Origin of the sequence: Pseudomonas sp. HR1 (genome assembly GCF_030175875.1) — a bacterium.
GTDB classification, from domain to species: Bacteria; Pseudomonadota; Gammaproteobacteria; order Pseudomonadales; family Pseudomonadaceae; genus Chryseomonas; species Chryseomonas oryzihabitans.
Genome location: NZ_JASNRF010000002.1, coordinates 115,653 through 136,628, shown reverse-complemented (window position 1 = coordinate 136,628; position 20,976 = coordinate 115,653). Strand labels below are relative to the sequence as shown.

The 20,976-nt window shown below is 66.7% G+C and carries 20 protein-coding genes; 7 read left to right on the top strand and 13 right to left on the bottom strand.

What is annotated here, in order from left to right; all coding sequences use genetic code 11:
* Positions 1–62 precede the first annotated feature (62 nt).
* The 4 genes from zwf (at position 63) to rluB (ending at position 4,243) form a co-directional block, all read left to right on the top strand.
* Entirely contained in the window at positions 63–1,532 is a 1,470-nt protein-coding gene (zwf, locus tag QKY98_RS07965; protein WP_007158460.1) for a glucose-6-phosphate dehydrogenase, read from the top strand.
* On the top strand, positions 1,519–2,229 hold the full coding sequence (gene pgl / locus QKY98_RS07960; RefSeq protein ID WP_284670641.1) for a 6-phosphogluconolactonase: 711 nt from the start codon (positions 1,519–1,521) through the stop codon (positions 2,227–2,229). Before zwf ends, pgl begins: the two co-directional genes overlap by 14 nt.
* A gap of 20 nt (positions 2,230–2,249) precedes the next feature.
* Complete coding sequence (locus QKY98_RS07955) at positions 2,250–2,888, top strand: bifunctional 4-hydroxy-2-oxoglutarate aldolase/2-dehydro-3-deoxy-phosphogluconate aldolase (RefSeq protein ID WP_284670640.1); 639 nt, start codon at positions 2,250–2,252, stop codon at positions 2,886–2,888.
* Positions 2,889–3,181: 293 nt separating this feature from the next.
* A complete protein-coding gene (rluB, locus tag QKY98_RS07950) occupies positions 3,182–4,243 on the top strand; it encodes a 23S rRNA pseudouridine(2605) synthase RluB (RefSeq protein WP_042133979.1) in 1,062 nt (353 codons plus the stop codon).
* Between the two features lie 30 nt (positions 4,244–4,273).
* On the opposite strand, the gene QKY98_RS07945 is transcribed toward rluB, so the two are convergent.
* From QKY98_RS07945 to QKY98_RS07925, 5 genes are all read right to left on the bottom strand, one after another.
* A complete protein-coding gene (locus tag QKY98_RS07945) occupies positions 4,274–5,197 on the bottom strand; it encodes a GGDEF domain-containing protein (protein ID WP_278897558.1) in 924 nt (307 codons plus the stop codon).
* Positions 5,198–5,370: 173 nt separating this feature from the next.
* Positions 5,371–6,372 carry an NADP-dependent oxidoreductase gene (locus QKY98_RS07940; RefSeq protein WP_007158455.1) on the bottom strand — a complete coding sequence of 334 codons (1,002 nt, stop codon included), beginning with the start codon at positions 6,370–6,372 and terminating at the stop codon, positions 5,371–5,373.
* A gap of 55 nt (positions 6,373–6,427) precedes the next feature.
* Positions 6,428–7,615 carry a benzoate/H(+) symporter BenE family transporter gene (locus QKY98_RS07935; RefSeq protein WP_058791445.1) on the bottom strand — a complete coding sequence of 396 codons (1,188 nt, stop codon included), beginning with the start codon at positions 7,613–7,615 and terminating at the stop codon, positions 6,428–6,430.
* A 9-nt stretch (positions 7,616–7,624) separates the two neighbouring features.
* Entirely contained in the window at positions 7,625–8,230 is a 606-nt protein-coding gene (locus tag QKY98_RS07930; protein ID WP_284670639.1) for a LysE family translocator, read from the bottom strand.
* An 88-nt stretch (positions 8,231–8,318) separates the two neighbouring features.
* On the bottom strand, positions 8,319–8,801 hold the full coding sequence (locus tag QKY98_RS07925; protein ID WP_077172765.1) for a MarR family winged helix-turn-helix transcriptional regulator: 483 nt from the start codon (positions 8,799–8,801) through the stop codon (positions 8,319–8,321).
* A gap of 80 nt (positions 8,802–8,881) precedes the next feature.
* Between QKY98_RS07925 and QKY98_RS07920 the strand changes: the two genes are divergently transcribed.
* Both QKY98_RS07920 and QKY98_RS07915 read left to right on the top strand, forming a co-directional pair.
* On the top strand, positions 8,882–10,051 hold the full coding sequence (locus QKY98_RS07920; protein WP_144944916.1) for an aminotransferase-like domain-containing protein: 1,170 nt from the start codon (positions 8,882–8,884) through the stop codon (positions 10,049–10,051).
* 1 nt (position 10,052) lies between these two features.
* Positions 10,053–10,652, top strand: a complete 600-nt coding sequence (locus tag QKY98_RS07915; RefSeq protein ID WP_027602219.1) for a glutathione S-transferase family protein — start codon at positions 10,053–10,055, stop codon at positions 10,650–10,652.
* A gap of 46 nt (positions 10,653–10,698) precedes the next feature.
* Here the strand turns inward: QKY98_RS07915 and QKY98_RS07910 are convergent, their stop codons facing one another.
* The 3 genes from QKY98_RS07910 to QKY98_RS07900 form a co-directional block, all read right to left on the bottom strand.
* Positions 10,699–11,055, bottom strand: coding sequence for a hypothetical protein (locus QKY98_RS07910; protein WP_027599480.1), 357 nt, complete (start codon positions 11,053–11,055; stop codon positions 10,699–10,701).
* A gap of 405 nt (positions 11,056–11,460) precedes the next feature.
* Positions 11,461–12,360 carry a manganese catalase family protein gene (locus QKY98_RS07905; protein WP_007158448.1) on the bottom strand — a complete coding sequence of 300 codons (900 nt, stop codon included), beginning with the start codon at positions 12,358–12,360 and terminating at the stop codon, positions 11,461–11,463.
* A gap of 39 nt (positions 12,361–12,399) precedes the next feature.
* Positions 12,400–12,912, bottom strand: a complete 513-nt coding sequence (locus QKY98_RS07900; RefSeq protein ID WP_074582481.1) for a ferritin-like domain-containing protein — start codon at positions 12,910–12,912, stop codon at positions 12,400–12,402.
* Between the two features lie 352 nt (positions 12,913–13,264).
* Between QKY98_RS07900 and QKY98_RS07895 the strand changes: the two genes are divergently transcribed.
* Positions 13,265–16,129 carry a sensor domain-containing phosphodiesterase gene (locus QKY98_RS07895; protein ID WP_256326371.1) on the top strand — a complete coding sequence of 955 codons (2,865 nt, stop codon included), beginning with the start codon at positions 13,265–13,267 and terminating at the stop codon, positions 16,127–16,129.
* Here the strand turns inward: QKY98_RS07895 and rbsD are convergent.
* From rbsD to QKY98_RS07870, 5 genes are read right to left on the bottom strand one after another with little or no spacing between them, the layout of a single operon-like run.
* The gene (gene rbsD, locus QKY98_RS07890) at positions 16,126–16,530 is read right to left on the bottom strand and encodes a D-ribose pyranase (RefSeq protein ID WP_027599478.1); all 405 of its coding nucleotides are present in this window, start codon (positions 16,528–16,530) and stop codon (positions 16,126–16,128) included. The two genes, QKY98_RS07895 and rbsD, sit on opposite strands and share 4 nt — an antisense overlap.
* Positions 16,527–17,435 (bottom strand): ribokinase, encoded by a 909-nt coding sequence (rbsK, locus tag QKY98_RS07885; RefSeq protein ID WP_284670638.1) that lies wholly within the window; start codon positions 17,433–17,435, stop codon positions 16,527–16,529. Before rbsK ends, rbsD begins: the two co-directional genes overlap by 4 nt.
* The gene (locus QKY98_RS07880; RefSeq protein ID WP_284670637.1) at positions 17,425–18,444 is read right to left on the bottom strand and encodes a LacI family DNA-binding transcriptional regulator; all 1,020 of its coding nucleotides are present in this window, start codon (positions 18,442–18,444) and stop codon (positions 17,425–17,427) included. The genes rbsK and QKY98_RS07880 overlap by 11 nt, the downstream gene beginning before the upstream one ends.
* On the bottom strand, positions 18,444–19,421 hold the full coding sequence (locus QKY98_RS07875; RefSeq protein ID WP_007158442.1) for an ABC transporter permease: 978 nt from the start codon (positions 19,419–19,421) through the stop codon (positions 18,444–18,446). Before QKY98_RS07875 ends, QKY98_RS07880 begins: the two co-directional genes overlap by 1 nt.
* Entirely contained in the window at positions 19,418–20,974 is a 1,557-nt protein-coding gene (locus tag QKY98_RS07870; protein WP_144958769.1) for a sugar ABC transporter ATP-binding protein, read from the bottom strand. Before QKY98_RS07870 ends, QKY98_RS07875 begins: the two co-directional genes overlap by 4 nt.
* Between the last annotated feature and the right edge of the window lie 2 nt (positions 20,975–20,976).

Here is a 20,976-nt window from a genome sequence, read left to right as displayed (position 1 = left end):
GCCCCGGCTCCCCTATGATGGTGCTGGAATATCTCAAACTTTAAGTAAAAGAACGAATATTTATGGCTGGCGTCCGAGTTCTACCCTGTACCCTGGCAATCTTCGGCGCATTGGGCGATCTGGCCCTGCGCAAACTTTTCCCTGCCCTGTATCAGCTGGATCGTGAAGGTCTGCTGCACGAGGATACCCGCATCATGGCGCTGGCGCGTGACCAGGGCGATGGGGTCAAGCAGCTGGAACACATCGAGGAGCGCCTGCGCCACTATGTGCCCAAGGCCGATTGGGACGAAGCGGTATGGACCCGGATGCGTGGTCGTCTCGGCTATCGCGCCATCGATTTCCGCAATCGCGAAGACTATACGGGACTTGCCGAGGATGTGGGTGAGACGTCGCCGCTGATCGCCTATTTCGCCACCCCGGCGCTGGTCTACAGCGCCATCTGCGAGAACCTCGCCGCCGTCGGCCTGTGCGAGCGCACCCGGGTGGTGATGGAAAAGCCCATCGGCTACGACTTGGAATCCTCCAAGGTGGTCAACGATGCCGTGGCGCGTTTCTTTCCCGAAGACCGCGTCTATCGCATCGACCACTACCTGGGCAAGGAAACCGTCCAGAACCTCATCGCCCTGCGTTTCGCCAACAGCCTGTTCGAGACCCAGTGGAACCAGAACTACATCTCCCACGTGGAGATCACCGTGGCCGAGAAGGTCGGCATCGAGGGTCGCTGGGGCTACTTCGACCAGGCCGGCCAGCTGCGCGACATGGTGCAGAACCACCTGCTGCAACTGCTCTGCCTGACCGCCATGGATCCGCCGGCGGATCTTTCCGCCGACAGCATCCGCGACGAGAAGGTCAAGGTCCTCAAGGCCCTGGAGCCCATCACCGCCGACCAGCTCGCCAGCCGGGTGGTCTTGGGGCAGTACACCGCCGGCTACAGTGACGGCAAGCCGGTGCCGGGCTATCTGGAAGAGCCCAATTCCAACACCGAGAGCCGCACCGAGACCTTTGTCGCCATCCGCGCCGACATCCGCAACTGGCGCTGGTCCGGTGTGCCTTTCTATCTGCGCACCGGCAAGCGCATGCCGCAGAAGCTGTCGCAGATCGTCATCCATTTCAAGGAACCACCACACTACATCTTCGCCCCCGAGCAGCGCAGCCTGATCAGCAACCGTCTGATCATCCGCATCCAGCCGGACGAGGGCATCTCGCTGCAGGTGATGAGCAAGGATCAGGGCCTGCGCAAGGGCATGCAGCTGCGCAGCGGTCCGCTGCAGCTCAACTTCTCCGAGACCTTCAAGCACCTGCGCACGCCGGATGCCTACGAGCGACTGCTGCTGGAAGTCATGCAGGGCAACCAGTCGCTGTTCGTCCGCAAGGACGAGATCGAAGCGGCCTGGAAATGGTGCGACCAGCTGATGGATGGCTGGTCGAAGATGGGCGATTCGCCCAAGTCCTATGCCGCCGGCAGCTGGGGTCCGCTGACCTCCATCGCACTGATCGCACGAGACGGGAGATCCTGGTATGGCGACGTCTGATCTGGGGCAGGGCGTGACCCTGCGCGAACTGCCTGACCGCGACGCCCACGCGGCGGCGCTGGCCGAGACCGTCACCACCGCGCTGCGCCAAGCCCTGGCGGCTCGCGGCGAAGCGCTGCTGATCGTCTCCGGCGGTCGCAGTCCGGTGCCCTTTCTGGAGCGCCTGGCCCAGGCCGAGCTGGACTGGTCCAGGGTGCTGGTGACCCTGGCGGACGAGCGCTGGGTACCCGGTGACCATCCGGACAGCAATGCCGGCCTGCTGCGCAAGCACCTGTTCCAGGGGCCTGCCGCCACGGCCGGCTTCGTCGACCTCTACAGCCCGGCCAGCTCCACGGAAGAGGGCATGGCCCTGACCGAAGCCCGGCTGCGCGACGCCCTGGCGACGCCCGATGTGCTGGTGCTGGGCATGGGTGACGACGCCCATACCGCCTCGCTGTTCCCCGGCAGTCCCGGCCTGGAAGAGGCCCTGGATCCGGCCAGCGAGCGCCTCAGCTTCCCCGGCGTGGCACCGTCCGCGCCCCAGACCCGCATCACTCTGAGCCGTGCCTACCTGAGCCGCGCGCGGCAACAGATCCTCGCCATCCAGGGCGCAGGCAAGCGACAGGTGCTGGAAACCGCTCTGGCCGAGGGCGACGAGCTGGCCACTCCGATCAAGGCGTTCCTGCGCGAACCCCTGGTCGTCTTTTGGTGCCCCTGACGAGGAGTTGAGTTTTGGACATGCAGAACAAGATCGCGACCCTAGATGCCCTGTGCGCCCGCGCGCGGATCCTGCCGGTGATCGTGATCAACGATCCCGCTGACGTGCTGCCGTTCGCCGACGCCATGGCTGCGGGGGGACTGACCGCCCTGGAAATCACCCTGAGATCGGCCCACGGGCTGGACGCGGTGCGCCTGCTGCGCCAGGAACGTCCCGAGCTGGATGTCGGTGTGGGCACCGTGCTGGACGTGCGGATGTTCGACGCCGCGGTCGAGGCCGGCGCCCAGTTCATCGTCACCCCGGGCACCACCGAGGAGATCCTCCAGGCCGGGGTAGCGGCGCCCATTCCGCTGCTGCCCGGCATCGCCACGCCCTCGGAGATCATGCAGGCCTACCGCCTGGGGTATCGCCGCTTCAAGCTGTTTCCCGCCAACGTCTATGGCGGCGTCGATGCGCTCAAGGCCTTTGCCGGCCCCTTCGCCGAACTCAAGTTCTGCCCCACCGGCGGCGTCAACCCGGGCAATGTGAAGAACTACTTCCAGCAGCCCAACCTGCTGTGCGTCGGCGGCAGCTGGATGCTGCCCGGCGATGTGGTGAAGGCCAAGAACTGGACCCGCGTCGAGCAGCTGTGCCGCGAGGCCCTGGCCACACTGGACTGACACTGCGGCCATCCGTCACCCGCCAGGCTAGTGCGGTGTCTCTGAAGTTCGCGCAAGAATTGGCGAGTGATTTTTTGGCTATGGCTAGGCGCCGGTACGAGTCATAGCAGGGCTATGGCGAGGAGTGGCAACGCCGCCATAGCCGAAAAAGCGCCGCCAAAATTGTGCAGTCAACTTCTGAGACACCACACTCGCTAGGCTGGCGCGAGCAGGGGCGCTATCATGCGCCCCTGTCTTTTTCCTGGCGCCCGTTCCGTGGCGCCTTTGTCGTCCACTACACCGGGAGGTGCCTGATGACCCTCGACAAGAATCCCCCAAACGAAATCCTCGAAGAAAGCGCACCCGCGCCGGCTGGCGAAAAGCTGCAGAAGGTGCTGTCGCGCCTGGGCGTCGGCTCTCGTCGCGACGTCGAGGCCTGGATCGGCGAAGGCCGCATCAAGGTCAACGGCGTGGTTGCGCCCCTGGGCCTGCGCGTCATGCCCAAGGACGCCATCGCGGTGGACGGTCGCCTGCTCAAGCGCGACCAGGCCGAGGAAGTGGTACGCCGCGTGCTGATCTATAACAAGCCCGAAGGCGAGATCTGCACCCGTGACGATCCCGAAGGCCGACCCACCGTCTTCGACCGCCTGCCCAAGCCCAAGCAGGGCCGCTGGATCAATGTCGGTCGCCTGGATATCAATACCACCGGCCTGCTGCTGTTCACCACCGATGGCGAACTGGCCAACCGGCTGATGCACCCGTCCTACCAGATGGACCGCGAGTACGCGGTACGGGTACGGGGCGAGGTGACCGAAGAGATGCTGCTGCGCCTGAAGAACGGGGTGATCCTCGAAGACGGCCCGGCGCGCTTCACCGATGTCCAGCAGGCGCCGGAAGGCGACGGCTTCAACCACTGGTTCCATTGCGTGGTGATGGAAGGCCGCAACCGCGAAGTCCGCAGGCTGTGGGAATCCCAGGGCCTGGTGGTGAGCCGGTTGAAGCGCGTACGTTTCGGTCCGGTGTTCATGACCAGCGATCTGCCGGTCGGGCGCTGGCGCGAGATGACCCAGGGGGAGATCGACATCCTCGCGGGCGAAGTCGGCCTGCCGCCGGTGGCGCTGCCGTCCATGGGCGGCAAGACCAAGGAAAAGCTCGAGCGTCAGCAGCGCAAGACCGCGCGGCCGATCGATGCCGGTCGGGGTTCGCGCAACAAGCTCAACAAGACGGGCAAGACCGGCAAGCCCCAGGGGTCGGCCGTGGCCGAGCGTCCCAGCGAAATGGGCCGCAAGCCGGTCAGCAAGGGCCGTACCTCACCGGGCATTGCCCCGCGTCGCGGTCCGAGCGGCGGCGGTACCGGCAAGGGCGGTCGCCGCTAAGCAGAGAGGTCGCCTGGCCCCAGGCGACTGCTAGGCCAGGCTGCAGAATCGATTGCGGCCTTCGGCCTTGGCCTGATAGAGGGCGCGATCCGCGCGCAGCAGCAGGCAGCGCGGAGACTCGACGTCGCGCAGGGTCGCCAGACCCAGGCTCAGGGTGACCGGCAGGGGGATGGCACCGGCGGTCTCCGACTGGGCCTCCACCGCCGCTCTCAGGCGTTCCGCCACGATATGCGCCGCGTCGTGGCCGGTGGCAGACAGCAGTACGCAGAATTCCTCGCCGCCAAAGCGAAAGACCATGTCCATGCTTCTCAGGTTGTTGCCGAGGGTGCGGGCGGTCTGGCGCAGCACGTCGTCGCCGACGCTATGGCCGAACCTGTCATTGATGCGCTTGAAGTGGTCCAGGTCCAGCATCAGCAGCGACAGCGGCTGCTGGGTCCGGCGGGCCAGTTCCAGTTCCCGCACCAGGGCGCGATCCAGGGCGCTGCGATTGCCGACACCGGTCAGGGCATCGCGCAGGGCGTTGTTCTGGGCTTCGCGAAACAGCAGGGCATTGCGCAGGGGAAACAGCAGGCTGCCGAGCAGGTATTCCAGCGCCCCGAGTTCGCTCTCCTGGAAGCGCTCCTGGCGGTAGAAGGTCAGGTCACCCAGGCGCAGGTCCCCCTGGCTCAGGTGATAGTGCACCTGATGACCCTGTTCTTCGCCCAGGCCGATGGCCACGTCTTCCGCGGCATTGCGGTAGCTGAGGCCGGGCAGGTCCACCAGGGTATCAACCTCCTGCCGGAAGAGTTGCAGGACCCGTTCGAGCTCCAGCGAGGTCTGCAGGACGCTGAGCAGCCGCTGACGCAGCGCGCCCAGCACCGCCGGATCGCTGTCGCGGGCGGGGGCGGCCAGGTTGGAGTTGCGCTGCTGGCGAGCGCGATCGAGATTGATGGTGTTGGACGAGGGCGGGACCATGCCTGTTCTCCTTGGCGGATAGTCCCTCTACAGCGAGAAGCGTGCCAGTCTCGCAGTGGCAGTAAAATCAATGACTTAGGCGTATGGTGGCGATTGGCCGTCTGTAAGTTGACGCCCAGAAGCCAGGCGGGACGCTTTCGCGACCCGCTCGTGACGACTTTCCGACGCGGGGCCTATACCTTGAGTACCAGCTTGCCGAAGTTCTCGCCGGAGAACAGCTTCATCAGGGTCTCGGGGAAGGTGTCCAGGCCTTCCACCACATGCTCGCGGGATTTGAGCTGGCCGTCGGCCAGCCAGATCGCCAACTGCTTCTGCGCCTCGGCATAGCGAGCCGCGTGGTCGAGCACGATGAACCCTTCCATGCGCGCGCGGTTGCTGAGCAGCGCCAGATAGTTCTGCGGGCCCTGCACCTTGTCGCTGTTGTACTGACTGATGGCGCCGCAGAGCACCACCCGTGCGCGGAAATTGATCTGCGCCAGCACCGCGTCGAGGGTCGGACCGCCGACGTTGTCGAAATAGACGTCGATGCCGTTGGGGCACTCGCGCTGCAGGGCGGCCGCGAGGTCCGGTTCGGCCTTGTAGTCGATGGCGGCGTCGAAGCCGAGCTCCTCGATCAGATAGCGGCATTTCTCCGCGCCACCGGCGATGCCCACCACATGGCAGGCCTTGAGCTTGCCGATCTGGCCGACCATGCTGCCCACCGCGCCGGCGGCGCCGGAGACCACGATGGTCTGGCCGGCCTTGGGCTCGCCGACCTCCAGCAGGCCGAAGTAGGCGGTCAGGCCGGTCATGCCGAGCACGGAAAGGTACTGGGGCAGGCTGGCCTTGCTGGGGTCCACCTTGTAGAAGCCCTGGGGCTCGCCCAGGTAATAGTCCTGGATGCCGAGCATGCCATTGACGGTATCGCCCACCTTGAAGTCCGGGTGGTTGGACGCCACCACCTCGCCGACGCCCAGGGCGCGAATGACCTCGCCGATGCCGATGGGCTTGATATAGGACTTGCCCTCGTTCATCCAGCCGCGCATGGCCGGGTCGAGGGAAAGGTACAGATTCTTGATAAGCACCTGACCGGCGCCGGGTTCGCCGATCGGCTGCTCGACGCGCTCGAAGGTGTCGGCGGTGGGTTCGCCGGATGGGCGTTTGGCGAGCAGGAATTGGCGATTGGTACGGGACATGGTGTTCTCCTGACGGGAAGGATCCACTTCCGACCCGTCAGGAGGGGCGCGGGTTCTAACGGCGGCGTGCGGTCAGTAGCAAACTGGCCAAAAGACCGGCGACCAGGCCCCAGAAGGCCGAGCCGATGCCGGCCAGCGTCAGGCCCGAGGCGGTGACCAGAAAGGTGATGAGTGCCGGTTCGCGCTGGCCGGGGTCGGCGAGGGCGCCGTGCAGGCCGTTCATGATGGAGCCGAGCAGCGCCAGGGCGGCTACCGAGATCACCAGTTCGCCGGGCAGCGAGGCGAACAGCGCTGCCAGGGTGGCGCCGAACAGCCCGGCGATGCCATAGAAGAGTCCGCACCAGACCGCCGCGGTATAGCGCTTGCTGGCGTCCTCATGGGCCTGGGGACCGGTGCAGATCGCCGCGCTGATGGCCGCCAGGTTGATGCCATGGGAGCCGAAGGGTGCCAGCAGCAGCGAGGCGAGGCCGGTGGTGGCGATCAGCGGGGAGGCCGGGACCGCGTAGCCATCGGTGCGCAGTACGGCGATACCGGGCATGTTCTGCGACGCCATGGCCACCACGAACAGCGGGATGGCGATGCCGATGGTGGCGGCCAGGGAAAAGGTCGGGCTGGTCCACACCGGCACCGCCAACTCCAGGCGCAGGCCGTGGAAGTCCAGCAGGCCCAGCCCGGCGGCCAGCAACAGGCCAGCCACCAGGGCGACCAGCACGCAATAGCGCGGCCACAGCCGCTTGGCCACCAGATAGGCCAGGGCCATGCCCAGCACCAGCGCGGTCTGGTGCTGGGCCGCGGAGCAGATCTCGATGCCGATGCGAAAGAGGATGCCGGCCAGCAGAGCGGCGGCCAGCGCCGGCGGGACCCGGCGCAGCAGGCGGTCGACGCTGCCGGTGAGGCCGCAGAGGGCGAGCAGCACGGCGCAGAGGACAAAGGCGCCGATGGCGTCGCTGTAGGGCACCGACGGCAGGCTGGTGACCAGCAGCGCGGCGCCCGGGGTCGACCAGGCGATGACGATGGGGGTGCGGTATTTCAGCGACAGGCCGATGGTGGTCAGCGCCATGCCGATGGACAGTGCCCAGATCCAGGAGGAGATCTGTCCGCTGCTCAGGCCGGCATTCTGGCCGGCCTGGAACATCAGCACCAGGGAACTGGTGTAGCCCACCAGCATGGCGACGAAGCCGGCGACCACGGCGGCGGGCGAGGTATCGGCCAGCGGGGAAAGGCGTTGCGGAGCCGCGTGCATCGAAAAACCTCAGTGATGGCCGAACAGGATGGGATAGAGGGACAGCACCAGCAGCAGGGCCATGCTCCAGTTGAACAGCCGCAGCCGTGCCGGGCTGCTGAGCAGACGGCGCAGGCCCATGCCGAACAGCGTCCAGAGGCTGACGCTGGGCAGGTTGATCAGGGCGAAGAGCAGGGCAACCAGCAACAGGTTGGCGGTGAAGTTCTCGGCCGGAATATAGGCGGTGACCGCGCCGATGGCCATCACCCAGGCCTTGGGGTTCACCCATTGAAAGGCTGCTGCCTGGAAGAAGCCGAAGGGCTTGCCGCTGCCCGATTCGTGCGGCGTGGGGGCAGAGGCGGTGGCCAGCTTCCAGGCCAGATACAGCAGGTAGGCGCCGCCAATGACCCGCAAGGCGATCTGCAGCGGCGGATAGAGCACGAACAGCTGACCCAGGCCGAGGCCGGTGCAGATGACCAGCAGCATGTGGCCCAGGCTGATGCCGAACATGTGCGGCAGGGTCCGCCGAAAGCCGAAATTCACTCCCGACGCCAGCAGCATCATGTTGTTGGGGCCGGGCGTGGCGGAGGAGACGAAGGCGAAGAGCGTGAAGGCGGAGAGCAGTTCGACGGTCATGAGGGGCATCCCTGGGCTTTGCGCCAGCTTAGCCAGGCCGCTCGGGCCGGTATCCGTACACCAAGGCCGCGAACCAGCGGTACAGTTTTCAGGAGTCGACCGAAGGGGTCAAACTGTCCTGGCTTTCGGTTTCGCTCTCCTGGCGGCCGGCCAGGGCCTGATTGAACGCCAGCCAGCCCTCGGCCGCGTCCGCTCCCGCCGAAGCCAGCGCCGCCTGCACCAGGCGCATCTGCTCGCGTCTCAGGGTCTGCTCCAGGGCGGCGCCACCCCGGGTCAGGGATAGCCGTCGCTTGCGCTTGTCCGCGGCATCCGTCTCCATGGCCACCAGTTGCATCTCCAGCAACTGCCGCAGCGGAATGTTCAACGCCTGCTTGCTGACGTTGAGCACCTCCAGCAGCGCCTTGTTGCTCAGGCCCGGCTCGCGCGCGATGAAGAACAGGATGCGCTGGTGGACCCGGCTCAGGCCGCGCCGCGCCAGCATGTCGTCGGCCTTGGCGGTGAACGCCTGGTAACCGAAGAAGAAGGTCTCCATGACCAGGCGCTGCTGGGAGGTCTGATTTAGGTCAAGCATATTGACTTGTCTTTCCGGAGTGGATTAGGGTCGGTCAAGTAGTTTGACTCATTACCAGGCCACGGGCCACAGGAGGGCAGATGGCATTTTCCGAACGGGTGACCCGACTCAAGAGCAGCCTGATCCGCGACATCCTGGCAGCGGCGCAGCGCCCGGAGGTGATGTCCTTCGCCGGAGGACTGCCGGCCGAGCGCTGCCTGCCAGCGGTGGACTGGAGCACGATGCCGGCCGGCCTGGGTCAGTACGGCATGAGCGAGGGCGAGCCGGCGCTGCGCGAGGCCATCGCCGCCCAGGCCCGCGCCTATGGCCTGGACTGCACGGCGGACCAGGTGCTGGTGACCACGGGTTCGCAGCAGGCCCTGGATCTGATCGCCAAGCTCTATCTCGACGTCGGCACCCCGGTGCTGGTGGAGGGCCCGACCTACCTTGCGGCGCTGCAGAGCTTCCAGTTCTTTGGCGCCGAGTGCCTGGAGGTCAGTCTGACGCCGGAGGGCCTGGATCTGGAGGCCTTGCGCCTGCGCCTGGAAGAGCAACGCCCGGCCTTCGCCTATCTGATCCCGACCTTCCAGAATCCTTCCGGGGTGCGCTATTCCGCAGCCAACCGTGCGGCGGTGGCAGCCCTGCTGGACGAGTATGGCGTGACCCTGGTCGAGGACGAGCCCTATCGCGAACTCAGCTATGACGGCGCGCCGGCGCGGCCGCTGTGCGGCCAACTCCGGCGCAGCGCCTGGATCCACACCGGCAGCCTGTCCAAGACGCTGCTGCCCGGCCTGCGCGTGGGCTACCTGATCGCCTCGCCTGAACTGCTCAAGCCCCTGCGGGCGCTCAAGCAGGCGGCCGATCTGCACACCTGCCGCATGAGCCAGTGGCAGGTGCTGCAATGGCTGGGTAGTGAGCGTTATGCCCGGCACCTGGAGGAGGTCCGGGCCTTCTACCGTGAGCGTCGCGATGGCTTCGCGCGGGCGCTGACGCGACATTTCAGCGACATCGCCGACTGGCAGATTCCCCAGGGTGGACTGTTCTTCTGGTTACGGCTGAAAACGCCCCTGGATACCCGTACGCTGCTGGATGCCGCCCTGGCGCAGGACGTCGCCTTCATGCCGGGCGAGCCATTCTTCGCCGAACCGGATCGTCACCGCGGTCTGCTGCGGCTCAATTTCAGCCATGTGCTGCCCGAACGGCTGGATACGGGCCTTGCGCGCCTGGCCAGCGTGATCCGGGAAGCCACCCCCCATGACAAGGAGCTGTGAGATGTATCAGGTCTATGGCGATCGTCGTTCCGGCAACTGCTACAAGGTGGTGCTGATGCTGCACCTGCTCGGCCTGGAGTATCGCTGGCACGAGGTCGATATCCTCGCTGGCGAGACGCAGAGCGAAGCCTTTTTGGCGAAGAATCCCAACGGCAAGATTCCGGTGCTGGAGCTGGAAGACGGCACCTGCCTGTGGGAATCCAATGCCATCCTCAACTTCCTCGCCGACGGCACGCGCTTCCTGCCCAGCGAGCCGCGGCTGCGGACCCAGGTGCTGCAGTGGCAATTCTTCGAGCAGTACAGTCACGAACCCTATGTGGCGGTGGCGCGTTTCATCCAGCTCTACCAGGGGCTGCCGGCGGAGCGCCGGGAGGAGTACGAGGTCTGCCTGGTGCGCGGCTACAAGGCCTTGCGGGTGATGGAGCAGCAGTTGCAGCGCACGCCCTTCCTGGTCGGCGAGGACTACTCGATCGCCGATATCGCGCTCTATGCCTACACCCACGTCGCCCACGAAGGCGGCTTCAGCCTGGACGACTATCCGGCCATCCAGGCCTGGCTGGCGCGGGTAGCGGCGCAGCCGGGGCATATCGCCATCGGCTGAAACGCGAGCGGGGAGCCAGGGCTCCCCGCGGGACGCTCGGACGTGATCAGCGAGCGCTGACCACGAACTGCCAGTACTGGTTGAGGCGGCGCTCGCCACCGTTGGCGGTCAGCAGCACGGAGGACGGCGGCTTGGACTGCAGCTCCGGCAGGGATTTCATCAGCGTCAGCCAGTTGCTGTAGTAGGTCTGCAGGCAGCGGCGGGCGGTGCCGTTGTTCTGCAGGGAGGTGAGGGCCTTCTGGTAGGCCGGCTCGATCTGCGACAGTGCCTGGACGACACAGCTGTCGGTATCGGAGAAGCGGGCCGTATCGCCGATGCGGGTTCCGGCGATCACCGCCTTGTTCGCGCAGCTCTTGAAGGCAACCATGCTGGCCTGCTCGAACTGCAGGGCATCCTGGTCCATGGCGAAAACGGGGGCGTTGCAGACAGCGGCTGCAACGAGGACTAAGGCGTAAGCGTGGCGTTTCATGGTGGCGTCCCTGGCTACGTCATACAACGTGATGGCATCAATGCACAGCGGCAGACTGCGCCGCCGGACAAATGTTCAGCGCAAAAGGCGGCAAAGCGCCATCAGGTGAATTCCACCAGACCGACGGTAGTGAGACCTATGAACAGGGCGGTCAGGGCGACCATGGCGAACGCCAGGAGATAATCTTCCATCAGGGCTTTCCCTACTACGATGACGGCAGTAGGACCGATGGCAATTGGCCAGGTTCGTGCGGAAGCGCAGCGCGCGCAAGCGGGCCGACGAAAGGTCATCGGGCCGAGGGGAGGGCGACGACGCCCGATGGGCGCCGTCGCCTAGACATCACTCTTCCAGACGGTTCTTGTCGAGTTGCTTGGCCAGGCCGGCGCCCAGATCGGCACCCGTTACCGGTGCAGCATTCGGATCCGACATGGTGCGGGTCGCGAGCTGTTCGACCGCCTTGGCCTGCATCGGCGGCAGCTTGACGCTGGCCAGGCCGTCGCCGCCGTCCACGGCGGGGCTGGGCTGCTCCACGAACTCCCAGTCCTGACCCTGGTTCCAGGGACCGCGCATATCGCCTTCGCCTTGCGACATGTTGTAGTAGACGCTGGCGAATTCCGGCCGCGGTGGCATCTTGCCCTGGGGGAAGTTGGGCTGGATGGAGTGCAGCGCGTTCTCGAAAGACTTCTGGTGCGCGATCTCGCGGGTCATCAGAAAGCTCAGGGTGTCCTTGATGCCGGCATCGTCGGTGACGTTGATCAGGCGCTCGTAGACGATCTTGGCCCGGGCCTCGGCGGCGATGTTGGATCGCAGGTCGATGGTCGGCTCGCCGACGGTGTCGATGTAGGCCGCGGTCCAGGGCACCCCGCCCGAGTTGATCAGTTGCGGGCCGCCACCGTAGAGGATCTGGGTGAGGTGGGAGTCATTGCCGGCACCGGTCAGGGAGCGGTACATGTCCGCTTCTTCCTGGGTCTTTTCCGCCAGGTCGCCCTTGGCGCCCTTGTTCAGCATGGCGATCATCGAACCGATGATTTCCAGGTGGCTGAGTTCTTCGGTGGCGATGTCGAACAGCATGTCCTTGCGGCCCGGGTCGAGCTCGGCTATCGCCTGGGTGAAGTAGCGCATGGCGGCGGCGAGTTCGCCTTGGGGACCGCCGAATTGCTCCAGCATCAGGTTGGCGAGACCGGGATTGGGTTCGGACACGCGCACGGTGTATTGCAGTCGCTTGTTATGGACGAACATGTAACCTCCAGGGGCTAGTCACGGTATAACTCGGGCGTTTCAGCGCTTCGCGGTCAGATCGGGGTCGGCGGAGCGTTCCAGGAAGGCGCGGGTGGTGGCGGGCAGGTCTTCCAGCAGCCAGGCCGCCATGGCCTTCTCCTGTTCGAGGATGCGTTCGCAGGCCTGCTGCGTTTCGCTGTCGCCGATCTCGGCAGCTGCCGCGATCAGCGTGGTGTAGGTGGCGATTTCGATGTTCTCGAAGACATAGCCGGCGATGGCCCCCTTGATGACCTCATCGCTCATGGGTGCGCCGCCGATGGCCTGGCCCAGCGCCATCAACTTGCCGCCCATGTCCTTGAGGGTCGAGGGGCTGCTGCCGTGACGGCTCAGGCAGCCTTCGATCACCCGCCGCTGTTCCTGGGTCTCGCGGATGTGCTGCTCGATACGCTGGCGCAACTGCGGATAGTGCTCCAGGCGCGCGGCCTGGGCGGAGAGCATCTTCTCGGCCTGTTCCTCCATGGCATGGGCATCACGCAGCCAATCGATGAGGTTGTCTTGCTTGGAAGCGGTCATGAAAAACTCCTGCTCGTGGAGAGTGGCGACAACGGGCTGGAGCGCCCCGCCAGATTGCGTTCTGTCTGCTTATTAGTGGTCCTGGCCTAGCCAGAGATTCGGGTGGCGACGGCCTTTCGGATCGATGGGGAAGCCCTGGGCTTTTTGTTTTACAAGCCCAGCGGCAGGAGCTTGTCTGGCAGGCCGAGTTGTTGGACAGACACCTGCCTGCTGTACAACTCTTGTATTAGCCAAATAGCGTCTTTAGTCATATCTTTGCCGTTCACCCCCTCGAGCAAACCGTTCATTCCGTACTTGCCGAAGCCAGGGACATCTGTGTCAGGATCCGGCGAATGCATGGGAAGGAGTCAGCATGAAAGGGGCTGAGGAACAGCTGTCAGGCGTAGGCCCGGTCAGGCCACCGGAGGCACGCTGGCCGGATCCGAATGTGCCGGGGCTGGAGCCGGACGAGATCATCGCGCAACTGCGGGCGTCGGCTGCGGGCGCTGACTGGGCCTGGTACCAGCGCCGTGGCCACTGGTCTTGCATGGCCACCGGAAATGACGCCGGTGGCTGGCCGGAATTGCTCGAGGACGAGGAGCTGGCGCAGCTGTCCGCCCAGGCCTCGCTCCGCTGCTATCCCACCGGCAGTGGCCCGACCCCGCTGGGCTGGTTGCTCGCCCGTCCCGATGGCCATACCGATTTCGCCGCCCTGGCCCTGAGATTCGGCTTCGTGCTGCAGCGCCTGCAGTTGCAGCGGGCCCAGGCCATCCAGCAGGTGCTCTACGACATCACCTACCTGGCCAGTTCGACTCTGGATCGCCAGTTGTTCATGCAGCGCACCCATGAGTTGCTGGTGACCCTGATCGATGCGGAGAACCTCTGCCTGGCATTGCTCGATCCCGACGCCGACCGGATCCACTATCCCTATTACTTCGATCAGCGCGACGAGAGCCCCCCGGCGCCGGGTTCCTTCGAGCCGCTGGACAGGGAGCAGCCGAGCCTGACCGCCTTTGTCCTCATGCACGGCGAGCCGCTGCTGCTGCCCAAGGAGGCCATGGAGGCCGCCCAGGCCAACGGACCCTATTACTGCCAGGGCAGCGTGCCCGAATTCTGGATGGGCATCCCGCTCAAGGATGGCGCCGATCGCACCTTCGGCGTGCTCAGTCTGCAGGTCTACGACCGCGAGCGCCGTTACGGCCCTGAGGACCAGGCACTGTTCCAGGTCATCGCCCGTGACGTGGCCATGGCCCTGGATCGCATTCTCCGGCGCGAGGATCTGGAAGCCACCGTGGGCCAGCGCACCCAGGAGCTGTCGGAGGTCAACGCCCGGCTGCGCGAGCAGATCGCCGAGCGCGAACGCGCCGAGCAGTTGCAGGCGGCGCTGTTCCGCATCGCCGAGCTGTCCAGCGCCAGCACCGACATGCCGGAATTGCTGGGGGGGCTGCACCGCGTCGTCGGCGAGTTGCTCTATGCCCACAACTTCTACATCGCCCTCTACGACGACGCCTCGGGCGAGGTGAGCTTTCCCTATTTCGCCGATGAGCGCCGTACCGCGGCCCCCGTCGCCCGGCGCGGCAGCCGCGGCTATACCGAATACACCATCCGCCAACGGCGGCCCTGCATCATCGATCGGCACAAGGCCCGCCTGCTCATCGAGCGCGGCGAGATCACCCCGGTCGAGGGCACCCCGGAAGCCTGTTCCTGGCTGGGCATCCCGCTCTATGACGGCAAGCAGGTCCGCGGCGTGCTGGCGGTGCAGAGCTATCGCGAAGATGTCCGTTACAGCCAGCGCGACCAGGAGCTGCTGACCTTCGTCTCGCGCCACATCGATACCGCCTTGTCCCGGCGCAGCGCTGCGGAAGCCATCCAGCAGTCGCGCCAGGCCCTGGAGGTCAGGGTGCAGGAGCGCACCCGGGCCCTGGATGCGGCCAATGCCCGACTGCTGTACGAGAACAATCACGATGCCCTGACCCGGCTGCCCAATCGCAGCTTCTTGCAGCAGCGCCTGGGCGAACTCTGGACGGCGCTGGAGCGCGACGGTGCCGGCCTGGCGGTGATGTTTCTCGACCTGGACAGGTTCAAGCGCATCAACGACCAGTTCGGCCATCCCTTCGGCGATCTGCTGCTGGTGGCGGCGGGGGAGCGGCTGTCTGGCTGCCTGCGGGAGACCGACCTGCTGGCGCGGCTGGGGGGTGACGAATTCGCCATCCTGGTGCCCGGTGGCGGTCTGGAGTCGCCGGTGGCCATCGCCCAGCGCATCATCGACGCCTTCGATCGCCCGCTGGTGATCGACGACCACAGTCTGTTCGCGTCCTGCAGCATCGGCATCGTGGTGGCCGATCCCAGTCTGCATCGCCAGCCGGATGACCTGCTGCGCGATGCCGACACGGCCATGTACCGAGTCAAGCAGGGCGGCCGCGACAACTTCGCGGTGTTCAACCAGGAACTGCGCCAGGTGGTGTCCGACCAGGTGGTGCGCGAAGGCGCGCTGCGCAAGGCGCTGAAGAACGGTAACGAACTGGAGCCCTTCTTCCAGCCGATCATCGAGGTCGGCACCGGTCGCGTGGCGGCGCTGGAGGCGCTGATCCGCTGGCGACAGCCCGATGGCAGCGTGCTGGCGCCGGGGGCCTTTCTCCCCGAGCTGGAAGGCCTGCGCCTGATCGGACGGCTGGATACCTACATGCTGACGCGCATCGCCGCCACCCTGGCCGAGCCCGCCCAGGCTCATTGGCCGGTGGTGCACGTCAACTGCTCCAGCTACAGCATCGTGCAGCCGGAATTCGCCGACGAGGTGCTGAGCATCCTCGCCGCGTACGGTGTGGCGCCGTCACGGATCTGCCTGGAATTGACCGAAGGGGCCCTGGTCGCCGAGCCCGAGCGTGCCAAGGCGGCCATGGAGGCCCTGGATCGCCACGGGGTCTCGGTGGTGCTGGACGATTTTGGCGCGGGCTTCTCGTCGCTGGGCTATGTCCACGAATACCGCTTTCGCGGCCTCAAGATCGACAAATCCTTTGTGCTGCGTCTGGGCGACAGCACGCGCAGTGTCGCCATCGTCCGCGCCATCGTGCGCATGGCCGAGTCGCTGGGCCTGGATGTGGTCGCCGAGGGCGTCGAGGACGCCCAGGCACTGCAACTGCTCAAGGACATGGGCGCCCGCCATGCCCAGGGCTATCTGTTCGCCCGGCCGCTGGACCTGCAGGCGACCCGGCAGCTATTGGGCAGGGCCGCCGGCTAGAAGGTGACGCCGGCCACCAGGATCAGGTTGGTGTAGGGCTGGCACTCGCCGGTGCGGATCTGCACCCGCGCCTGGCGACACAGGGTCTTCATCTCGTCATGGGAAACCAGGCGGCGGCTGCCCAGGGCACCGTCGGCGTTCAGGCGCTCCAGTTCGGCCAGGGCCGGGGGCTGGACCTCGAGGGTTTCCTCGGCGAGCAGATGGCTTTCCACCTGCATCTCGCTGAGCAGCGCCTGCACCACACTGAGGAAATCCGGGACGCCCGGGGTCACGGCCAGATCGACCAGGGGCGTGCCCGGCGGCACCGGCATGCCGGCGTCACCGATGACCACCAGGTCGCCGTGGCCGAGACTGGCGACGGCCTGGGACAGGGCGATGTTGAGCAGAGCGGTCTTCTTCACCGGGCGAGCTCCTGGCGGGTGGGGATGGAGGGCTGGGCGCCCGGACGGGTGACGGCGATGGCGGCGGCCTGCTGGCCGAGGGCGATGGCCGCCGAGACGCCCAGACCCTCCGCCAGGCCGGCGGCGAAGCCACCCAGGAAGGTGTCTCCGGCTGCCGTGGTATCCACCGCCTTGACCGGCGTGGCCGGATGGTGCTGGCAGCCGTCGGCGGAGACCTGCAGCAGGCCCTGGCCGCCGAGGGTCAGCAGCACCTGGCGGGCGCCGGCGGCGACCAGCTGGCGCGCAGCGGCTTCAGCCTGCTCCAGATTTTCCACCGGCAGGCCGGTCAGCAGGCTGGCTTCGCTTTCGTTGGGCACCAGGTAGTCGATATGGGCGTACCACTCGGCCGGCAGCGGACCGGTGGCCGGCGCCGGATTGAGGATCACCGTCTTGCCCAGCGCATGGGCGCGGGCGAGGGCGGCGCCCACGGTGGCCAGGGGGACCTCCAGCTGGGCGATCACCAGCTTGGCTTGGTCCAGCACGGATTCCTGGGCCTGCAGATGGGCGGCGGACAGTTCGCCGTTGCCACCGGCGACGATGACGATGGCGTTCTGGCCCTGGTCGTCCACCAGGATGGAGGCGATGCCGGTGGGCACCTCGGCCGCCACCGAGACGCCCTGGCAGTCAATGCCTTCCTGGAGCAGGCTGCGGGTGAGGAAGTCGCCATAGGGATCGGCGCCGACGCAGCCGATCATGGCGACCCGGGCGCCCAGGCGCGCGGCCGCCACGGCCTGGTTGGCGCCCTTGCCGCCGGGTGCGGTGGTGAAGGTATGGCCGGCGAGGGTCTCGCCGCCCTTGGGCAGGCGCGGGGTGCGCACCACCAGGTCCATGTTCAGGCTGCCGATGACGACGACGTCAGGGTGCATGGGAGGTCTCCAGAGCAGAGGGCGCCGCGGTGGATTCGCGCAGCACCAGCCGGGGTACGGCGATGTCGTGGGTGGAAGGGCTGCCGACCGTCTCGCGGCGCGCCAGCAGCAGCTGGGCGGCGCGTTCGCCGAGGTCACGGATCGACTGGCCGATGGTGGTCAGGGCCGGGTAGAGATAGCGACTGAGTTCGATGTCGTCGAAGCCCACTACGGACAGCTGGCCGGGGACGCTCAGGCCCCGTTCGGCGGCGGCGCGCAGCACGCCCAGGGCGATGGTGTCGTTGCCGGCGAAGATCGCGGTCGGACGTTCCGCCCGGGCCAGCAATTCGCAGGCTGCGGCATGACCGGCGGCGGCGGTGAAGGGGCAGCGCTGGATGGCGCCAGGGGCGATACCGGCCTCCGCCAGGGCCTGCTGGTAGCCGGTGATGCGCTCGCTGGCGACGGGGGAGTCGGCCGGGCCGCCGATGCAGGCGATGCGCCGATGACCGAGTTGCAGCAGGTGGCGGGTGGCGAGCAGGCCACCCTGGTGGTGATCGATGCGGATATGCGCGGCCTGGACGCCATCCAGCGGGCGGTCGGCCAGCACCAGCGGGATGCGCAGGCCGGCGAGGGCGCGGGCGAAGCGCGGATCGCCGTCCACGGTGGCGACCACCAGACCGTCGATGCGGCGCTCCTTGAGCACCCGCAGATAGCGCAGCTGCTTGTCGGCGTCGTCATCGGAATTGCAGAGGATGACGCTGTAGCCCTGGCGTTCGCAGTGATCCTCGATCCCCCGCGCCAGCTCGGCGAAGTAGGGATTGACCGCATTGGGCACCAGCACGCCGAAGGTGCCGGTGGCGCGACTGCGCAGGGAGCGCGCCACGCCGCTGGGCACGTAGCCCAGTTCGGCGATGGCCGCCTCGACCTTTTCCCGCACGCCCGGGCTGACCGGGCGGCTGTTGTTCACCACATGGGAGACGGTGGTGTAGGAGATGCCGGCGTGGGCGGCGACATCCTTGATGGTCGCCATCAGCCCTTGCTCTTGGCGCGCTGGCTGCGGTAGGTGTCGAGGATCACGGCGACCACGATGACCGCGCCGGTGATGATGCGCTTGGTCGGCTCGCTGGCGCCGATCTGGGCCAGGCCTGCGGCCAGCACCGAGATGATCAGTACGCCGAAGAAGGTGCTGATGACCGAGCCGCGACCGCCCATGAGGCTGGTCCCGCCGATCACCACGGCGGCGATCACCTGCAGCTCCAGGCCGACGCCGGCATTGGGATCGGCGGCTTCCAGGCGGGAGATCTGGAACAGCGCGGCGAGGCCCGCCAGCAGGCCCATGAGGGCGAAGACGATGACCTTGTAGGGCTTGGGATTGATCCCGGCCAGGCGCACCGCTTCCTCGTTGGTGCCGATGGCGATCAGGTAGCGCCCGAGCACCGAGCGGGTCAGCAGCAACTGGGCGACCACGATCACCAGCAGGGCGATGACGAAGGAGGGCGAGATGCCGAAGGCGAAGGGCGTCGACAGCCAGGCATAGGCATCGCCGATGTAGGCGGTGCGCGAATCGGTCAACTGGTAGGCCGCGCCGCGGGCCATTTCCAGCACGCCCAGGGAGACGATGAAGGAAGGGATGCGCCAGGCCACGGTCACGCTGCCGGTGAGGGTGCCGGTCAGGGCCGCGCAGAGCATGCCCAGGGCGGCGGCGGGCAGAATGCCCCAGCCCCATTCCAGGGTGGCGACGCTGACCACGGCGGCGGCCAGGGCCACTACCGAACCCACCGAGAGGTCGATGCCGCCGATGATCAGGATGAAGGTCATCCCGGTCGCCAGCACCATCAGATCGGGGATCTGGTTGGCCAGGGTGGTGAAGGTGGCATAGGAGAGAAAGTGACTGCTCATCAGGGAGAACAGCACGATCATGGCCAGCAGGGCGGCGGCCAGGCCGACGTAGGTGCCCAGGCCCAGGCCGAAGGCGCGCCGGGAGGAGGTGACGGGAAGACTGCTCATCGAATGGCTTCCTGAGAAAGGGGTTGCGGCGGGACAGGTTCTTCCAGCAGGGCTTCGCGGGAGCGATAGCCGGCGAAGGCGGCGGCCAGCAGCCGCTCCTGATCCCAGTCATGGCGTTCGAAGGTGGCTTCCAGGCGGCCGGCGGAGATCACGCCGATGCGATCGCAGATCAGCATCAGCTCGCGCAGATCGCTGGAGACCACGACCAGGGCCTTGCCCTGGCGGGTGAGTTCGGCCAGCAGGCCATAGATCTCGAACTTGGCGCCGACGTCGATGCCGCGCGTGGGTTCGTCGAACAGCAGCACCTGGCAGTCGCGTTCGAGCCAGCGGCCGATGACCACCTTCTGCTGGTTGCCCCCGGAAAGTTCGCCCACGGGCTGGCTGCCGTCGTTGCAGCGGATGCGCATGCCCTTGATATGACGCTCGGCCAGGGCGGCTTCACGGGCGCCGCTGACCAGGCCCTGCTGAGCGACCTTGGCCATGTTGCCCAGGGCCAGGTTGGCGCTGATGGGCTGGCTGAGCAGCAGGCCTTCGCCCTTGCGGTCCTCGGTGATCAGGGCGATGCCCTGGCGTACCACCTTGGCCGGCGAGGCCAGGTCGACCGGTTTGCCGGCCAGGTGAACCGCGCCGGAGTCGGCGCGATCGGCACCGAAGATCAGCCGCAGCAGTTCGGTCCGTCCGGCGCCGATCAGCCCGGAGATGCCATAGATCTCCCCGGCGCGGACGCTGAAGGAGACGTCCTGGACCTTGTCGGCGCGCGACAGGCCCTTGACCTCCAGCAGCGGCGGCCCGAACCGGCGCTCGCCCATGTCCAGGTGCTCGCCGAGATCGCGGCCGACCATGAGGCTGACGATCTGGTCGGTGCCGTACTCCGCCATGGGCGCATCGGCTACCAGGCGGCCATCGCGCAGCACCACCAATTGCTGGGCGATACGCTTGAGTTCTTCCAGGCGATGGGAGATGTAGACCAGGGCCACGCCCCGGGCACGCAGCCGCTCGATCTGCTCGAACAGCAGCTCCACCTCGCGCGAGGTGAGCATGGCGGTGGGCTCGTCGAGGATCAGCACCCGGCAATCGCCGATCAGGTTGCGGGCGATTTCCACCATCTGCTGGTGACCCACGCCCAGTTCGGCGATGGGGGTATCCGGATCGATGGACTCCAGGCCGACCTGGGCCATGGCCAGCCGCGCCTGTTCGCGCAGCTGGCGGCGGTCGATCCAGCCCAGCCGCCGGGGCAGGCGGTCGAGAAAGAGATTTTCCGCCACGGTGAGGGTGGGCAGCAGATTGAGCTCCTGCATGACCATCCGCACCCCCTGGGCTTCCGCCTCACGGCGGCTGCCCGGGGCATAGGGTCGGCCGAGAAAGCTCAGCTCGCCGGTGGTGGGTTGTACCAGGCCACAGAGGATCTTGGACAGGGTGCTCTTGCCGGCGCCGTTTTCTCCAGTGAGCGCCAGCACCTGGCCGGCGCGCAATTCCAGGTCCACGCCGCCGAGTACCGGCTGTGCATAGGTCTTGCCGATGCCACGGGCGCTGAGGATGACCTCGGACGACATGG

Excerpts from the sequence above, each read along its gene's own strand:
- zwf (WP_007158460.1), top strand. The coding sequence starts at position 63 with ATGGCTGGCGTCCGAGTTCTACCCTGTACCCTGGCAATCTTCGGCGCA.
- pgl (WP_284670641.1), top strand. The coding sequence starts at position 1,519 with ATGGCGACGTCTGATCTGGGGCAGGGCGTGACCCTGCGCGAACTGCCT.
- QKY98_RS07955 (WP_284670640.1), top strand. The coding sequence starts at position 2,250 with ATGCAGAACAAGATCGCGACCCTAGATGCCCTGTGCGCCCGCGCGCGG.
- rluB (WP_042133979.1), top strand. The coding sequence starts at position 3,182 with ATGACCCTCGACAAGAATCCCCCAAACGAAATCCTCGAAGAAAGCGCA.
- QKY98_RS07945 (WP_278897558.1), bottom strand. The coding sequence starts at position 5,197 with ATGGTCCCGCCCTCGTCCAACACCATCAATCTCGATCGCGCTCGCCAG.
- QKY98_RS07940 (WP_007158455.1), bottom strand. The coding sequence starts at position 6,372 with ATGTCCCGTACCAATCGCCAATTCCTGCTCGCCAAACGCCCATCCGGC.
- QKY98_RS07935 (WP_058791445.1), bottom strand. The coding sequence starts at position 7,615 with ATGCACGCGGCTCCGCAACGCCTTTCCCCGCTGGCCGATACCTCGCCC.
- QKY98_RS07930 (WP_284670639.1), bottom strand. The coding sequence starts at position 8,230 with ATGACCGTCGAACTGCTCTCCGCCTTCACGCTCTTCGCCTTCGTCTCC.
- QKY98_RS07925 (WP_077172765.1), bottom strand. The coding sequence starts at position 8,801 with ATGCTTGACCTAAATCAGACCTCCCAGCAGCGCCTGGTCATGGAGACC.
- QKY98_RS07920 (WP_144944916.1), top strand. The coding sequence starts at position 8,882 with ATGGCATTTTCCGAACGGGTGACCCGACTCAAGAGCAGCCTGATCCGC.
- QKY98_RS07915 (WP_027602219.1), top strand. The coding sequence starts at position 10,053 with ATGTATCAGGTCTATGGCGATCGTCGTTCCGGCAACTGCTACAAGGTG.
- QKY98_RS07910 (WP_027599480.1), bottom strand. The coding sequence starts at position 11,055 with ATGGACCAGGATGCCCTGCAGTTCGAGCAGGCCAGCATGGTTGCCTTC.
- QKY98_RS07905 (WP_007158448.1), bottom strand. The coding sequence starts at position 12,360 with ATGTTCGTCCATAACAAGCGACTGCAATACACCGTGCGCGTGTCCGAA.
- QKY98_RS07900 (WP_074582481.1), bottom strand. The coding sequence starts at position 12,912 with ATGACCGCTTCCAAGCAAGACAACCTCATCGATTGGCTGCGTGATGCC.
- QKY98_RS07895 (WP_256326371.1), top strand. The coding sequence starts at position 13,265 with ATGAAAGGGGCTGAGGAACAGCTGTCAGGCGTAGGCCCGGTCAGGCCA.
- rbsK (WP_284670638.1), bottom strand. The coding sequence starts at position 17,435 with ATGCACCCTGACGTCGTCGTCATCGGCAGCCTGAACATGGACCTGGTG.
- QKY98_RS07880 (WP_284670637.1), bottom strand. The coding sequence starts at position 18,444 with ATGGCGACCATCAAGGATGTCGCCGCCCACGCCGGCATCTCCTACACC.
- QKY98_RS07875 (WP_007158442.1), bottom strand. The coding sequence starts at position 19,421 with ATGAGCAGTCTTCCCGTCACCTCCTCCCGGCGCGCCTTCGGCCTGGGC.
- QKY98_RS07870 (WP_144958769.1), bottom strand. The coding sequence starts at position 20,974 with ATGTCGTCCGAGGTCATCCTCAGCGCCCGTGGCATCGGCAAGACCTAT.